At 44.1% G+C, this 15,682-nt stretch carries 12 protein-coding genes; 5 read left to right on the forward strand and 7 right to left on the reverse strand.

Features of this window, described 5'->3' with window-relative positions:
- Positions 1–38: 38 nt before the first annotated feature.
- From ACVHUV_RS01305 to ACVHUV_RS01315, 3 genes are all read right to left on the reverse strand, one after another.
- The gene (locus ACVHUV_RS01305; RefSeq protein ID WP_462085858.1) at positions 39–1,868 is read right to left on the reverse strand and encodes an ABC transporter ATP-binding protein; all 1,830 of its coding nucleotides are present in this window, start codon (positions 1,866–1,868) and stop codon (positions 39–41) included.
- Positions 1,849–3,591 (reverse strand): ABC transporter ATP-binding protein, encoded by a 1,743-nt coding sequence (locus ACVHUV_RS01310; RefSeq protein ID WP_462085859.1) that lies wholly within the window; start codon positions 3,589–3,591, stop codon positions 1,849–1,851. Before ACVHUV_RS01310 ends, ACVHUV_RS01305 begins: the two co-directional genes overlap by 20 nt.
- A 1,069-nt stretch (positions 3,592–4,660) precedes the next feature.
- Positions 4,661–5,563 carry a DMT family transporter gene (locus tag ACVHUV_RS01315; RefSeq protein WP_371390892.1) on the reverse strand — a complete coding sequence of 301 codons (903 nt, stop codon included), beginning with the start codon at positions 5,561–5,563 and terminating at the stop codon, positions 4,661–4,663.
- 132 nt (positions 5,564–5,695) lie between these two features.
- On the opposite strand from ACVHUV_RS01315, the gene ACVHUV_RS01320 reads away from it, so the two are divergent.
- Positions 5,696–7,342, forward strand: coding sequence for a sensor domain-containing protein (locus ACVHUV_RS01320; protein WP_462085860.1), 1,647 nt, complete (start codon positions 5,696–5,698; stop codon positions 7,340–7,342).
- A 153-nt stretch (positions 7,343–7,495) separates the two neighbouring features.
- Here ACVHUV_RS01320 and ACVHUV_RS01325 read toward each other — a convergent pair whose 3' ends face one another.
- Together ACVHUV_RS01325 and ACVHUV_RS01330 are read right to left on the reverse strand one after the other, a co-directional pair.
- A complete protein-coding gene (locus ACVHUV_RS01325; RefSeq protein ID WP_317944685.1) occupies positions 7,496–7,972 on the reverse strand; it encodes a threonine/serine exporter family protein in 477 nt (158 codons plus the stop codon).
- A gap of 15 nt (positions 7,973–7,987) precedes the next feature.
- Positions 7,988–8,734, reverse strand: a complete 747-nt coding sequence (locus ACVHUV_RS01330; protein ID WP_462085861.1) for a threonine/serine exporter family protein — start codon at positions 8,732–8,734, stop codon at positions 7,988–7,990.
- Positions 8,735–9,175: 441 nt separating this feature from the next.
- Between ACVHUV_RS01330 and ACVHUV_RS01335 the strand changes: the two genes are divergently transcribed.
- On the forward strand, positions 9,176–9,535 hold the full coding sequence (locus ACVHUV_RS01335; RefSeq protein WP_462086838.1) for a RidA family protein: 360 nt from the start codon (positions 9,176–9,178) through the stop codon (positions 9,533–9,535).
- Positions 9,536–9,625: 90 nt separating this feature from the next.
- Here ACVHUV_RS01335 and ACVHUV_RS01340 read toward each other — a convergent pair whose 3' ends face one another.
- Complete coding sequence (locus ACVHUV_RS01340) at positions 9,626–11,794, reverse strand: beta-propeller domain-containing protein (protein WP_462085862.1); 2,169 nt, start codon at positions 11,792–11,794, stop codon at positions 9,626–9,628.
- A 145-nt stretch (positions 11,795–11,939) separates the two neighbouring features.
- Between ACVHUV_RS01340 and ACVHUV_RS01345 the strand changes: the two genes are divergently transcribed.
- Together ACVHUV_RS01345 and ACVHUV_RS01350 are read left to right on the forward strand one after the other, a co-directional pair.
- Positions 11,940–13,253: a short-chain fatty acid transporter gene (locus ACVHUV_RS01345; protein ID WP_462085863.1), complete on the forward strand. Its 1,314-nt coding sequence runs from the start codon at positions 11,940–11,942 to the stop codon at positions 13,251–13,253.
- 134 nt (positions 13,254–13,387) lie between these two features.
- Positions 13,388–13,813: a DUF3139 domain-containing protein gene (locus ACVHUV_RS01350; RefSeq protein ID WP_462085864.1), complete on the forward strand. Its 426-nt coding sequence runs from the start codon at positions 13,388–13,390 to the stop codon at positions 13,811–13,813.
- Positions 13,814–13,879: 66 nt separating this feature from the next.
- Here the strand turns inward: ACVHUV_RS01350 and ACVHUV_RS01355 are convergent, their stop codons facing one another.
- Positions 13,880–14,485, reverse strand: coding sequence for a pyroglutamyl-peptidase I (locus ACVHUV_RS01355; RefSeq protein WP_317944695.1), 606 nt, complete (start codon positions 14,483–14,485; stop codon positions 13,880–13,882).
- A 144-nt stretch (positions 14,486–14,629) separates the two neighbouring features.
- Here ACVHUV_RS01355 and ACVHUV_RS01360 point away from each other — a divergent pair, with 144 nt between their 5' ends.
- The gene (locus ACVHUV_RS01360) at positions 14,630–15,508 is read left to right on the forward strand and encodes an SDR family oxidoreductase (RefSeq protein WP_317944697.1); all 879 of its coding nucleotides are present in this window, start codon (positions 14,630–14,632) and stop codon (positions 15,506–15,508) included.
- Positions 15,509–15,682 lie beyond the last annotated feature (174 nt).

The raw sequence follows: 15,682 nt of genomic DNA on the forward strand, positions 1-15,682 counted from the left end.
GTTTAAGCGGGTTTGGTATGTAGTCGATGCTTTACCTGTCAGGATGTTGCGTCCATGAGCATTGTGTAATATACACCTTTTCGCGCAATCAACTCTTCTTGTGACCCAGCTTCTATGAGCTTCCCTTGCCCCATGACGTAAACAGTGTCTGCTTTTCGGACGGTGTTCAATCGATGGGCGATGACAAAGCTTGTGCGACCTTCCATCAGACGATCGAGTGCTTCTTGAATTTGGAGTTCTGTCACGGTATCGATGCTACTTGTTGCTTCATCCAACAGCAGTAAGACCGGATCGGCAACGAGGGCCCTTGCGATGGAGAGCAATTGCTTTTGACCTTGTGAGATTTCCCCGCCATCCGCTGTGAGCACGGTATTGTAACCTGCCTCCAAGCGTGAAATGAAGCTATGGGCATTCGCTTTTTTCGCAGCTTCGATTACTTCCTCGTCTGTTGCGTCAAGTTTTCCGTAGCGAATATTTTCCATGACGGTCGCTTCAAAGAGGAAAGGATCTTGAAGGACGAAAGCGGTTTGGCTCCTCAATGTTTCACGCGGCAATTCATTGATAGGAATGCCATCAATGAGGATTTGCCCTTCATTCGCCTCGTAAAAACGTGCAAGCAATTGCATAATTGTCGTTTTCCCCGCACCTGTCGCCCCGACAAACGCTGCGGTCTCGCCCGGTTTGACGTGGAATGAAATGCCGTCGACCGTATAGCCATCCGTATCCACTGCATAGCCGAAAGACACATTTCTGAATTCGACATCACCTTTTAGAACTGTTTCTGCATGACCTGTCGCATCATCTTTCTCGACTGGTTCATCCATAATTTTGAATACCCGCTCGGCACCAGCAATTGCCGAAAGCACCGTGTTGAACTGGTTCGATAGGTCGTTAAGTGGACGCGTAAATTGACGGGCGTACTCGGAAAAAATGACGATAGTTCCGATCGTGACGAGCCCATCCCCTTTCAATGCCAATAAACCTCCAACCCCCGCTACAATTGCGAAACTCGCGTTGTTCAGCATGTTCATCACTTTTGGAATAAAACCTGAATAAGTGAGTGCCCAAAAACCGGTGCGGCGCAGTCGTTCACTTTTTTGTGCAAATTCCTCCATGACGCGTTCTTCTTGGGAAAATGCCTTGACGATTCGTTGTCCTGAAATCGTCTCTTCAATCATGCCATTTAGTTCACCAACCGCTCGCTGTTGCTCTTTAAACAGCAAGCCAGTCCGACGTGTTATCCACCGGATGGCGATGAACATGACGGGAACGATTGTCATCGTCAGCAAGGTCAAAATCGGGCTCAGATACAGCATGACGGCAAATGTTCCTGTCAGCGTCAATATACTTGAGAACACTTGGATGAAAGACGAATTTAACGTTTGACTGACGTTTTCAATATCATTTGTCACGCGACTCATAAGCTCACCGTGTTGCCGTTTGTCAAAGAACGTGACAGGCAGTTTTTGCAGGTGTGCGAACAAACTTGTGCGTAGACGGAAGACGGTTTGCTGTGCAATCCCGACCATCCAGAAACTTTGAAAATACAAGGCGAATGACAAAACGGCATAGATGGCAATGAGGAGAATGATTTTCCCTGCGAGTCCGTCGAATTGCATCGCGATAATATGGTTGTCGATGATTTTTCCAATCAAAAACGGTCCGAGTAATGATAGGACGGAGCTGACAAGAACAAGCGCAAGCACTGCGATGAGAAGTCCCCGTTGTTCATCGACAAGCTTCCAAATCCTCAACAATACAGACTTCCAATCATTGGCCCGTTCAGCTTTCTTTTTTCCTGGTCCCTTAATGTCTTCTTTCTTGATGATCGGGTCATATCCGAACGGTTTACGAATGCTCCTCACCATCGACGATCACCTCCTCTTCCGCTTGTGATTGTGCAATTTTTTGGTAGAGCTGTGACTGACGCATTAAGTCAGCGTGCGTTCCATAGCCGACAACTTTCCCTTCATCCAATAGAAGAATTCGATCGGCACCTTTAGCCGTTTGCACTTTTTGCGTAACAACTAGCATCGTAGCTGCCTCTTTCTCAAGCGCTTCCCAAAGAGCCATTTCCGTCTTCACGTCGAGCGCACTCGTACTATCATCAAGAATCAGGATGGAAGGTTTACGTACAAGCGCCCGCGCAATGGAAAGCCGCTGTTTTTGCCCACCTGACAAATTGACACCTTTTTGCCCGACACGTGTGCCATACTTTTGTGGGAATAAATCTATGGATTCATGGATTTGCGCCTTTTTCGCCGCTTCCTCCAATTCATCCGGCGCTGCCTCCGTATCTCCCCATGATAGATTGTCTAGTATGGAGCCCGTGAACAAAATGGATTGTTGAGGAACGAGCCCGATTGTATCGCGCAAATCCTTTAGCGACCACTCATTCACTTCAGTTCCACCGACAAAGATTTTCCCTTCCGTCGCTTCGAATATACGAGGAATCAAATTTAATAACGTGGACTTTCCGGAGCCGGTCGCTCCCATGATGGCGAGTTTTTCACCAGGTGCGACATGGAAAGAGATATCGTCTAAAATCGGTTCCGGTTTTCCTGGATACGTAAAGGAAACATGTTCAAAACGCAACTCGCCTTCAAGCTGGCTCAAGCCCGAGCTTTCAGACCGATTCACTTCCAAATCATCATTCGCCACAAGCACCTCTTCCATCCGCTCAGCAGAAGCTTTCGCACGTGAGAATGCAACGATGATGAACGCGAACATTGAAAAAGCACCTGTCATGCGCATCGCATAGTTGACGATGGCTACAAGTTCACCGACTTGTGCTTCATTATTTTGAATCTCAACAGCACCAAACCATAAAACCGCCATCAGACTGACATTCATGACGAATAAAAGCACAGGGAGAATAAGTTCCATCATCCGCATCGCTTTCACTGTGTCATGACGTAACTTATCCGCGACTCTTGAAAAGCGACTCGCTTCGTACATGCCTCTCAAATACGCTTTGATTAAACGAACGGCTTGCAAATTTTCTTGAATGACTCGGTTCACCCGGTCCAATCTGCGTTGGACATTCGAGAAATAACCGACCCCTTTACGCGCCATAATGAATAGAAAAATAAGTAATATAGGTGCACCAATTACTAAATAAAATGCTAATTTCACATTCACGACGAAAGCCATGACCAAACTGCCGAGGACAAGTAACGGCGCGCGCATCATGATCCGAAGTCCCATGAACAATACGTTTTGCACCATCGTTACGTCACTCGTCAACCGTGTAATCAATCCCGCTGTTGGAAAACGCAGAAACGTCGCCATCGAAAAAGCCTGAACTTGACGAAATAAGGCTTGACGAAGATCAAATGCAAAACTTTGTGCAGCATGTGCAGCAAAATAGGAGTTGATTACCCCTGAGAAAAACGCGACGAATGCAAGCCCCATCATGACACTGCCCCACGTCCAAATGACCGTAACGTCTTCCGCTAAAATCCCTTCATCAATGATTTTTGCGATTAATAAAGGTTGAATAAGCTCCACGGAAAGTTCTGTTAGCATAAGGAATAGCGCAATGAAGATTGGCCATTTATATGGCTTCGCATAGGAAAAGACTGTTTTCAAAATTCCAGACCCCCAACAACTACTTCGTATTACGAATTATTTTTCTTTTGTCACTATTATGCCACACATCAAAAATTATGTATAGGGAGTAGGTCTTCTTGAATGTTCGAGAAGTTTCCAAGAAGTAGAATGGGGTTTGCGGGGGATTTCCGGGAACTGCGGGAGATATTTTAACTCGGAGAGGAACTTTTAAGGTTCATTTGGGATTAAAAATGCATTTTACTTACCGTGGAGCGTGATTTCGAGGTTTGTCAGGCAATTAGACGGGGTCTATTTGACAGCGGGGATCGCTTTTCTCATCTGACGGGCATTTAGAGCATTTCTATTTGACCGTGGGAGCCGGTTTCGCGGGTGACGGGCAATTAGACCGATTCTATTTGACCGCAGGAGCTGATTTTCTCCTCTGACGGGCATTTAGAGCATTTCTATTTGACCGTCATGCGCCGGTTTCGCGGGTGACGGGCAATTAGACGGGGTCTATTTGACCGCGGGAGCCGGTTTTCTCCTCTGACGGGCATATAGAGCATTTCTATTTGACCGCTAGGCGCAGATTGCGCGGGTGACGGGCAATTAGACGGGGTCTATTTGACCGCAGGAGCCGTTTTTCTCCTCTGACGGGCATATAGAGCATTTCTATTTGACCGCTAGGCGCAGATTGCGCGGGTGACGGGCAATTAGACGGGGTCTAGTTGACCGCAGGAGCCGTTTTTCTCCTCTGACGGGCATATAGAGCATTTCTATTTGACCGCTAGGCGCAGATTGCGCGGGTGACGGGCAATTAGACGGGTTCTATTTGACCGAGGGCGCCGATTTTCTCCTCTGGCAGGCATATAGAGCATTTCTATTTGACCGTCAGGCGCCGGTTGCACGGGTGACGAGCAATTAATGTGCTAAAACTATGTTTAATGACGCGCGATAACCACAAATCCCCTCCCTATCAAGTCAATAAAACATTCTACTTGAAACCATGCCTCACTAAACCCCGCACAAACAAAAAAGAAAAAGTGAAATCAGGACCCCCCGATCTCACTTTTCCCGCTCTGCAAATCACTATTCTCGTAACCAACCGTTATTCTTTTTTCACTTTACTACCCGCGACCGACAGACCCGTCACACCTAGTAGCATGATTAGCCCGCCGACAATTTGCCAAAAGCCTAATACGCTTCCGAACCAGATGACCGAGATAATCATCGCTGTCAGCGGTTCAAAACTGGATAAAATACTTGTTTCAACAGGTGAAATGTATTTCATGCTCCCTAAGAAGAGTAGGAATGCGACCGTTCCGATTACGATGACGAGGAATAAAACAAAAGTTGTATTCCATTCTGTCAATGAACCGATTTCCTTACCGACTCTTCCGATGTTTACAATAAGAAGCGTGACGCCACCAATGAGCATCCCCCATCCGACTGCCAGGAGGACGCCCCATTCATTCATCAGGCGCACGGGGTATAGTGTGTAAAAGGCAAATGCAAAACCAACGGCCACTCCCCAGAAAACTGCTTCCTTACTAAGCGCAAAGCCTGATAATGTGCCGTTCGTTAATAGAAGGAAGAGGCCGCCCATTGTAACAATCATGCCAATGATTTGCGCTGCTGGAGGCGTCGCTTTCTGTCTCATGGATACGAATAAGATAATATAAATTGGCGCTAAAAATTGAAAAAGTGTAGCGATGACGGCATTACTTGAATCAATCGATCCTGCAAAAGTAAATTGGACGCCAAGCATTCCAAAGACGCCAAAGAGGACCATTTGACGCAACCACACTTTATAACGAAGGGGCTTTAATACTTTTACACCTTTTAGTTTCAAAATGAGTAAAACGACCGCTCCTGCCAATACTAAACGGACGATCAGCATGAAAGATACGGACATTGTGCTTGTGTTCAATATCCATTCCATCATAGGTCCTGTGGCACCCCACATCATCGCACCAATGATAATCATGAAAATCCCTTTAGCTCTTTCCATGACGCTCCACCACCTTTATATGATTTTGGTCTTAGTCTAAGATGTGCTAATATCTTCATAAAAGATGTACTGTTTATTTATCAATCTTCCTATATAATAAAGTACATATAACATCCGAAAGGAGACAGATAGATGGATTCGGCTACTTTAATCGAAAAAACCGAATTACCGTATATCATGGACAGTCTCGTGCAATTCTTTATGGTAACACGTACGGATGGTGAAGGACTAATTACTTATACAAATCAAAACTTCTTGGTTACAAGTAACTGGACACCTAAACGTATAATCGGAAAATCCTTTTGGCAAATGTTTTCCGAAGATGAAGAAAAACAAGCGCAGGCGCATGCAATATGGAACTTTATCACCAACGGCAAGCCGTGGTTTGGTACTGCAGAAAAAACAAGTCGAAACGGTGAGCCTTATTTCGTAAAGATGATGGCAATCCCAACAATGAACGAGGAAGGTTCCCTCGAATCAGCTATGTTTTTAGAGCTCGATATTACAGCGGACGTTGAGTTGCAAGAAAAACTCGAACAAATCGCATTCATCGACTTTGAAACTGGACTGATGAGCCGTCACAAGTTAGAAACGATGGTAAACGAAAACATTGCTGAAAACAAGCATTTTTCATTCGTTTACATTGCAATCGATCACTATTATACACTGAAAGATTTGCAATCCTATGATTCAGAATCTATTTTCATTCAGGAATTTACGAATCGTCTCAAACGATTTTTCCAAGGAGATCCGATTGCTCGCATTGGCGTCGGGCAATTTGTTGTGCTTACATCATTCGGTGAATGGTTTATACAAGGCTTCTTGCCATTTTTGAAAGAGCAACCCATCTACATCAATCATCAGTCATTGCCGTTATCAATCAGCGGTGGAATTGTTCGTTATCCAGAAGACCAACAATCCTATACACACCTTATTAAAGCAGCATTGGCAACGACAAAAACGATCCGCGAGCAAGGAGGCGGACGCATTTCTTCATTATCTGTCGAATCACACAAAGATTTAAATCGTCGTTCGATTATTGATAAAAAAATGCTAACCGCACTAGATCATCGCAATTTGCAAGTCGTGTATCAACCACAATTGGATATCGCCACCGGAAAAGTACATGTGTATGAAGCACTCGTCAGATGGGAAGACGAGGAACTTGGTCAAATTTCTCCGGATGAGTTAATTCCAATCGCGGAAGAAAACGGTTTGATCCATGCGATTGGTGCGTACGTCATCGAAGAAGCTGCAAATCTGGCAGTGAAATTGACGACGGAGAAACCGGATATTAGCATCTCTGTCAACACATCTGTGCGTGAATTCAGCAACTCTTCGCAAATGCGAGAGAAGCTTTCTACAATTCTTGAACAAACGATGTGTCCACCAGAGAAAATTCAGCTGGAGATCACGGAAAAATTTGCATTTCAGGCTGAACAAGAAAAAGCGATTGTCAATGAGATGAAAGCGCTTCAAGATACTGGAATCCAATTCATCCTTGATGACTTTGGAACAGGATACGCTTCGTTCCGCTACATGCAAAACTTGCCGATTTCCAAAGTGAAAATTGATAAGATTTTTATTCAATCGTTAACGACGATGCCAAAAACGCGACAACTCGTTGAAGGCATGATTTTATTCGGTAAATCGATGGGCTTATATGTCATTGCAGAAGGTGTTGAAACCGAAGAACAGTTTGAAACGTTGAAAGAAATGGGCGTCGATGCAGTACAAGGCTATTACATCGGTGTCCCAATGAAGGAAACTGACATCTAATCGTAAAACGGAGCATCTCAATTCGTTGAGGCGCTCCGTTTTTAATGTACACTAAACAGCTTGTAAATTTTTAAAGATCACGAGCATGAGTAAGAAAATCAATACACCAACGAGCATATAGCCATACTTTTTGTTCAACTTATTCTCCCCCTTCTACACCGGTCGATTGTCATTGAACAGTTGCTGTGCTTGTTTTTTCTTGAATCGCGACCGGAAGAGTAGTTGTATAAATACTTCCGCAAAAACAAGTCCCATCGCAATGGCCCCCGATACCATGAAGGCTTTCACCGCAAAGGAAATAGCCGTCAAATTATCATTTTCCACAAAATGACGCATTGCATTATACGCGGTTCCTCCTGGCACAAGGGGAATAATGCCGGCGACACTAAATATGATCATTGGCGTTTTAAAGCGCTTCGCAAACATGTGAGCGAATAACGCGACTGCAAAAGCACCGAGGAAAGAAGCTTGCACGGCATCCCCCGAATAAAATTCAAACAAACTGTAAATCATCCAGCCTGCCATGCCGACAAATCCACAATAAAACAGCATTTTACGTGGCGCATTAAAAATAACACCGAACCCTACCGCGGCGAGAAAACTGAGTACGGCTTGCACAATCCAATCCATTTCGTGTCACTCCTTTCAAAACGACAAGACGAGTGCAACACCCGCTCCAATGGCAAATGCGGTCAGAAATGCTTCCGCTCCTTTTGATAAACCAGACATAAAGTGTCCTGCCATTAAGTCCCGCACCGCATTTGTAATTAGCAAACCCGGTACAAGTGGCATGACGCCTCCAATGATAATTTTGTCCAGTTCGGTTCCTAAGTCCATGCGCACTGCAAGGAAAGCAACAAGCGCTACGCTTAACGCGGCGAGAAATTCAGCGAAAAACTTCACTTTCGTCAATTCATGAAGTACTGTAAGGACAAGAAAACCAGCCCCTCCTGCCGCCACTGCAGCGACAACATCAGACCAATAACCTCCGTACAACAGTAGAAAGCAACCACTCGCTACACTTGCTGCTACGAGCTGCAGCCCTATCGGAAACATAACATTTGCGCGTTGAATGTCCTGCAAACGCGCATAAGCTTCTGCTACTGTATAATCACCAGCAGATAATTTTCGAGACACGTCATTGACGAGTGCAATTTTTTCAAGATCCGTTGATCGGTTTTTGATGCGCACCAATTTTGTATGATGAGGACTACCTGGCGATAGGAGAATGCCCGTTGGCGTCACAAAACTTTCAACCGCAGACAGCTCCTGTGTCCGAGCCATCCGCTCCATTGTGTCTTCCACTCGATACGTCTCCGCTCCTGCTTCCATCATAAGGCGTCCCGCAAGCAAACAACAGTCAATCGCCAACTCTTTGTCAGTCACCTTCATGTCCCCACCTCCATCCGCTTTTCCTTCATTTTAGAGGACACAGTTTGAAAAAACAATTTGGAGGAAGATGATAAGGTGCTGCATTTACCTCACTGAATTTACACACATTTCGTATTTGTAGAATTATGGCAAGAAGTTTAGTAACATGTTACTAAAGAAAGTTTTATAGCTTTCAACATTTTTCTACTTATAAAACTTGAAATCATGACATAAATTCTACTGTCATTTCATTCAACAGGAAGGAGTGTCCAACAATGAAGAAAAAAATACTGATGTATTTATCATGTGGATACGGATACTCCACTGCTGTTTTTTTCTAGATTGACCTACAAAGGGTGAAGTGTGTCTAATTGTAGGCTGTCTTGAAGTACAGCAGAATAAAATTGAATGGAATGATTAATTTTGGAGAGCACTAAAATTACAAGAAAAAACCCGTCAAGCATGCCAGCACCCGTCGGGAATTATGCACATATTACTAAAATCCCTAGGAATGCAGAGTTGTATGTGACATCTGGTCAAGTGGGGATAGATGGAAATGGCCAATTCCCACAAAGTTTAAATGACCAAGTGCAAAACACATTCACCAATATTATGGCAGTGTTGGTATCCGAAGAATTACTTGCTGAAAACATTATAAAAGTCAACATATGGGCAACCGAAGAAATTGATTGGGATTTCTTTGATGAACAATGGGAGCAATTATTTCATAAGGACTATCCCTCTATGACCGTTGGGTATGTAGATAAATTAGGCTTACCTGAAATAAAAGTTGAAATAGAAATCTGGGCAGCCAAAGTATAAAACACACACACTTCATTCAAAAGACCATGGAATCTATTGCGATTCCATGGTCTTCTATCTACTTAAGCTAAGAATATTGAGAGTAGGGTTTTACCTCTGTTTCGTCTGCAGCTTACTAATCTCCTCAAAATCTTTCAGGTCATAACTAATGATTTCCTCTCTCGCGACTGTAAACAAATTGTCTCCACTATAGATAATGCGCTCGACTTGCTTTTCCCATTCTTCATATTGTTGGCCTTTCGCTAAACCTTTCACCAAATCCCCTTTTAACACAATGCCTTTCTCAGGTGTAATTTCGTAAATGAGCGCCCCTGAGCCTTTATAGTCCAATTCAAATTCTTTCGCTGTTTCTTCATAGACGCTTACCGGGAAGCCGTACAAGTTCCGATTTTTGTGTTGGAACAAAGCTTTATGGTCATATTGGATCGGAGAATACGTGCCTTGCCCTCCGATGATTTCTGTGAACTTCTCTTTTGGATTATGGAAATCAGACACATCGAACAAGGAAATTTTCATACCTTTTGTAATAATCAACGGTTCGCCACCAGACGGATTCTTTTTGGCAACGGTGTCGTATCCGAAGCCGATAAGATGGTTTTCATCGAGTGGATGCAAGTAGTTCGAGAAGCCTGGGATCTTTAATTCACCTAATACTTCTGGCTTGGATGGATCCGCGACATCGATAACGAAGAGTGGATCTGTTTCCCTGAACGTTACCATGTATGCTTTATCCCCCATGAAACGCGCGGAGTAGATGCGTTCTCCTTTCGCAAGACCTTCAACGGAACCGGTCAGTTCCATGCTTTCATTGAGAATATACAAATGGTTTTTTGATGGATTACTGTCATCCCACATATTTCCTTCCGTCATGACGACCCGGAAATGCCCTTCGTGTTCATCCATGGAAAATTGGTTCAAGATTCTACCTTTCAACGCAGCATGACTAAAATAGTCCACTTTTGTGCCGTTCAGCTTGAACTTAAAGAATTCTGTTTGGACGTTGGCGGGATTCCAAATTGTCGTCCTTGACGCCTTATTGGACTGCTCCACGTCATAAGTAGTAGCCGTTAAGTAAAGATGGTCTTTCGTCATATACAGTTGCTCGCTACTGCCGAGAAACCCTTTCGTCTCGAGCTGACTACTTTCCGGTGACGATACATCAATGGCTGTAATGACGGAGTAGCTTGGTTCCGTAGCCCCGGGCAAAATCGAAATATCGTCAAAGTTCATATAAGACGTATCCTCTTCGTTTGAGGAATCAAAAACTTTCGGACGCAAAGCATCTTCTTCGAGTTCGTCCATCGCCCAGAAATGCGGATGGACATTCGTTACAACATACAACATATTCTCTGTTTTTCGTGCGCTGTTCAAGTAGCCTTCCGCCCCTACTTCACGAATGAATTCAGGTTGTTGTGGATTGCTTACATTATAGAAACGGACTGTAGTAAAACTAGTGGACGGTGCAAAATGCTTTGCCTGCGCTGCATCTCCAGTAATTACTTCGCTCTTACTACCGATGACAATGAGTACATCATCATGAAGAAATAGCTGTGATGGATAATAGTTCGTATCCATTTTAATTCGTGAAGCTATCTTCATACTTTGAGGATCTTGAATATCAAGGACTTCGACTGCATTTTCTCCGAATACAGAGTACACGAATCGCCCGTCTGTCTTGACAATATCCGACTCGTCGATCCCTTCCACTTGTACATTCGTTGTAGAATAATCGCCGTCACTCGCAACTTTGGAGGATTCCTTGGAGGATTCAGCGGAAGTATCACTCTCCATCGCACTTTCCTCAAACTCCATATCCGCTCGTATAAGAGTCATTTGATCTTTTGCCCGTTTGAAATAGGTCAATAAATCTTCGTTCGAACGAATTGATTCAATCTCGTCGTACACAGTAAATTCGAGGTTCTCGGTCTTCATCACTTTGTAGAAATTTCCGCTCACGGCTTTCTTGTTCATGTGTAACGTGTACGTACCCGGTTTTAAACCGCCTACTTGCAGTTTTTTATTCCCTGCAAGCAGTTCAAATTCAGGCTGCATCTTCTTCCCATGCTGATCCGTTACATAGAGATGCCCCGCTTCAACTGAGTCGCTCGCTAACGGTTCCGAAAAATACACTTGCCAACCGCTCTCCGTCAGTGCGGTTTCTGTCGCCAAGACGGTCACCTTCTCAATAAAAAATGCAAATGTCAGCGCCATTACGCCGATAACAGCTGATACGCCAAGCCAAATGACTGGTTTCCGCATTTGAAACACCCTTCCTTTTCTGTCCCTTTACAAGAGTAGACTGTTGTATTTCAATTTCGTTTCATTTTTCTAAAAAAAAACATATCTACTAACTGAGTTAAATATGATAGTCTTAAATCGAGGGAAATAGGAGGGAGAATTGGAAATGAAAACACTCACACGGTTTTCGAATACGATTATGGAACGTTATTTACCAGATCCGTACATATTCGTAGCGATTTTAACGGTCATCGTATTCGGACTAGGCATTGTATTTACTGACTCAGGACCACTAGACATGGTCGTCCATTGGGGCGATGGATTTTGGAAACTGTTAGCATTTACGATGCAAATGGTTATTGTACTAGTTGCGGGACATGTATTGGCAAGTAGTCCTTTGTTCAAAAAATTATTAAGTTCGTTAGCTAGCTTGGCAAAGACACCAGGTACCGCAATTTTACTCGTCACGGTCGTTTCGTTAATTGCTTGCTGGATTAACTGGGGCTTCGGACTTGTCATCGGTGCTTTATTCGCGAAAGAGATTGCAAGAAAAGTAACAACGGTCGATTATCGTCTGTTAATTGCAAGCGCTTACTCCGGATTTATTATTTGGCATGGAGGGCTTGGCGGATCGATTCCGTTAGCGATTGCAACACCTAATCATGACTTTGAATCTACGATGGGTATCATCCCGACGTCAGAAACTATTTTCTCAACGTATAACCTAGTCATCATAGCGATTTTATTCATTACAATACCGCTATTGAATCGTTTCATGATGCCTAAGCCTGCAGACACCGTATCGATCGATCCGAAGCTATTGGAAGAGAAAGTGGAAGTGAAGCAGGAGGAAATCCTTACACCCGCTTCCCGCCTTGAAAACAGTTTCACCTTATCCATGCTCATCGGTATTTTAGGTCTTGTTTACTTATTCATGCACTTTTATTCTAAAGGGTTTGACTTAAATCTAAATATCGTCAATATGATATTCTTTATTCTCGGTATCATCTTCCACGGCACACCTAAGCGTTTTCTAGCTGCAGTTGCTAATGCAGTGAAAACGTCTGGAGGAATCATCATCCAGTTCCCATTCTACGCAGGGATTATGGGCATGATGGTCATGTCAGGTCTTGCCCTGGTAATGTCCGAATGGTTCGTTAGTATTTCTACAGCAGCGACGTTCCCTGTGCTCACCTTTTTTGCTGCCGGGCTCGTTAACTTCTTTGTCCCATCAGGCGGTGGCCAATGGGCGGTGCAAGCACCGATCATGCTGGATGCTGCACAAACGCTTGGCGTAAGTTATTCCAAGACGGCGATGGCAATCGCTTGGGGAGATGCATGGACGAATATGATCCAACCTTTCTGGGCTTTACCAGCTCTTGCCATTGCAGGTTTGCGTGCAAAAGATATTATGGGCTATTGTGTGTTCGTGTTAGTGTTAAGTGGGATTGTTGTCAGTCTAGGACTATTCTTCTTATAAGTTTTTTGATCCGTAAACTCGCAGTTGAGGTTACGGATTTTTATGGTTTGTGTAGGGGGATTCTTTGACGAGTAAGCGACTTGTGGTAAAATATAGAAAATACAAGCATTTGTGTTTTCATTTGCTACGTGGAGGTGTTTGTCATTACGAATCGGTCAAAGAAAAAGCGGCTACCGATCATTATTGGGATTCTCGGATTGGTCGCATTTGTAGCAGCACCATTTATTACGATTTATTTTTTGAACAACGGTAATCCCTATCATAAATACCTCGTCAATAAATATATCCCTCAGCACTTGGAAGAGGCAGGGTATACGGATAGCGACATACAATGGCAAAGCTATGCTCAACCCAAACACACGATTTCAAAAGAGGTCTATCACGGCCATTATGCAGTCACTTTTCACGACGAACCTGACCTGCAATATTATTATGGCGTAACGAAAAAAGGTAAGAACGTCGTACAGTTTTGCAGTAAACATCATGCAAGTGGCGAGTCCATTACGACGGAGACAAAACATAGCGAAAAGGATTGTATTGATCAGTTTAGCAATAGATAGCTTACGCGAATAAATCCGTGTAAAAAAAACGCCAATCGTGCAGTGATTGCACTTTGGCGTTTTGTTTTATTCACCTAAAACTTCAATACATGCAATGATGCCACGCTTTAAATCCGCATGTGACCAACTCGGTACGCGGCCATGTTCGACGGCGAGTTCGTGCGAGGCTGGAATATGGATGAAACCTGCAAGCATTCCTCGTTGTTGAACGTGCGCATAGTGAAGCGCTCGGTACATGACGTTGTTGCACAAGTAAGCCCCAGCTGTATTGGAAATAGCTGCTGGTAACTCTTCTTGCTTCAAACGATCCACCATTTTTCGAATTGGCATATTCGTAAAATACCCATCCGCACCATCTTCCATAATCGGCTCGTCAACTGGTACATGTCCACTGTTGTCTGCCGGCCCATCATTCACATTAATTGCAATCCGTTCTGGCGTTATTTTGAATCTACCTCCAGATAATCCTAATGATAGAACAGCATCTGGCTTTACTTCTTCGATATGCTCCACAAGTCGGTCGCCCGACACACTGAACTCCACTGGCAAAATCTCGCTATGAATGCGGTATCCACCAATCTCCATTCCATGTAGTTCCTGTGCAATCTTCATTGTCGGATTCACAGGATACTTCAAAAACGGTTCAAATCCTGTCAGTAATAATGTCTTCACAATCATCAACCCCCTCCGATTCATTATAACGGATTTTCAGCATGCACTTGTCACTTCACATTCTATTCCCTAAATTCGTGAACGTTTACGAACAATTTCAGAGGGAATACTTGAAGCAGACATTATTCAAGGAGGAGACTTTCGATGAATAATAAATACGAAAAAACAGATGAACAAGTTACACCACAGACGCAGCAACACCAACCAGGCATTGAAGCAGAAATGGATCCTGCTCCGATTTATGACGATGAAAATTACAAAGGCTCAGGTAAATTGAAAGGGAAGAACGCATTAATTACTGGTGGAGATAGCGGGATTGGACGAGCAGTAGCGGTCGCTTTCGCAAAAGAAGGTGCAAACGTCGCCATTGCGTACTTGGATGAGGAAGAAGATGTCGATGCGAATAAAACCGTGGAGCTCATTGAAAAGTACGGCGGGAAAGCTAAAAAGTTTCGGATTGATATTAGTGAAGAAGAAAATTGTGAGTCGTTAATCGACGACGTGGTACGCGAATTTGGAAGTTTAAACATATTAGTTAATAACGCTGGGAAGCAATTCCCTCAAGACGACATTGCGAACATCTCCAGCGACCAACTGCGCGAAACATTTGATACAAACTTCTTCGGGTTGTTTTATTTGTCAAAAGCGGCATTGGCACATATGCAAAAAGGCGATACGATTATCAATACGTCATCCGTCACCGCGTACAACGGCTCGCCAGGCTTAATCGATTACTCGGCAACTAAAGGGGCCATTACCACTTTCACACGCTCACTTGCATTAAACTTAGCAGACAAAGGCATCCGCGTAAATGCCGTGGCACCGGGACCTATTTGGACACCACTCATTCCTGCTACATTTGACGCAAAACAAGTGGAACAGCACGGCGCAGACACACCGGTCAAACGTCGAGGACAGCCAGCAGAAAACGCACCGGCTTATGTATTTCTTGCATCAACTGACTCCAGTTATATGACAGGTCAAACGATTCATGTAGACGGCGGCGATTTTGTCGGATCTTAAAGCGGTTGAACATTAGAGTTGAGCGGTTCGGGTAAGCGAGCCGCTCTTTTTTTCGCGTGGATTTCGCTTGGTTGAGCGCGGAGCACTTCACTTTAAACGTGGAGCAACACCTACTCCCAATACGCGGACCGTTCAATCTCTCTCCACGCACCATCATAACGCGATTCAAAAAAG

The sequence above is a fragment of the Sporosarcina saromensis genome, assembly GCF_054901285.1.

Excerpts from the sequence above, each read along its gene's own strand:
- ACVHUV_RS01315 (WP_371390892.1), bottom strand. The coding sequence starts at position 5,563 with ATGGAAAGAGCTAAAGGGATTTTCATGATTATCATTGGTGCGATGATG.
- ACVHUV_RS01330 (WP_462085861.1), bottom strand. The coding sequence starts at position 8,734 with ATGAAGGTGACTGACAAAGAGTTGGCGATTGACTGTTGTTTGCTTGCG.
- ACVHUV_RS01345 (WP_462085863.1), top strand. The coding sequence starts at position 11,940 with ATGAAAACACTCACACGGTTTTCGAATACGATTATGGAACGTTATTTA.
- ACVHUV_RS01360 (WP_317944697.1), top strand. The coding sequence starts at position 14,630 with ATGAATAATAAATACGAAAAAACAGATGAACAAGTTACACCACAGACG.
- ACVHUV_RS01340 (WP_462085862.1), bottom strand. The coding sequence starts at position 11,794 with ATGCGGAAACCAGTCATTTGGCTTGGCGTATCAGCTGTTATCGGCGTA.
- ACVHUV_RS01320 (WP_462085860.1), top strand. The coding sequence starts at position 5,696 with ATGGATTCGGCTACTTTAATCGAAAAAACCGAATTACCGTATATCATG.
- ACVHUV_RS01305 (WP_462085858.1), bottom strand. The coding sequence starts at position 1,868 with ATGGTGAGGAGCATTCGTAAACCGTTCGGATATGACCCGATCATCAAG.
- ACVHUV_RS01335 (WP_462086838.1), top strand. The coding sequence starts at position 9,176 with ATGCCAGCACCCGTCGGGAATTATGCACATATTACTAAAATCCCTAGG.
- ACVHUV_RS01325 (WP_317944685.1), bottom strand. The coding sequence starts at position 7,972 with ATGGATTGGATTGTGCAAGCCGTACTCAGTTTTCTCGCCGCGGTAGGG.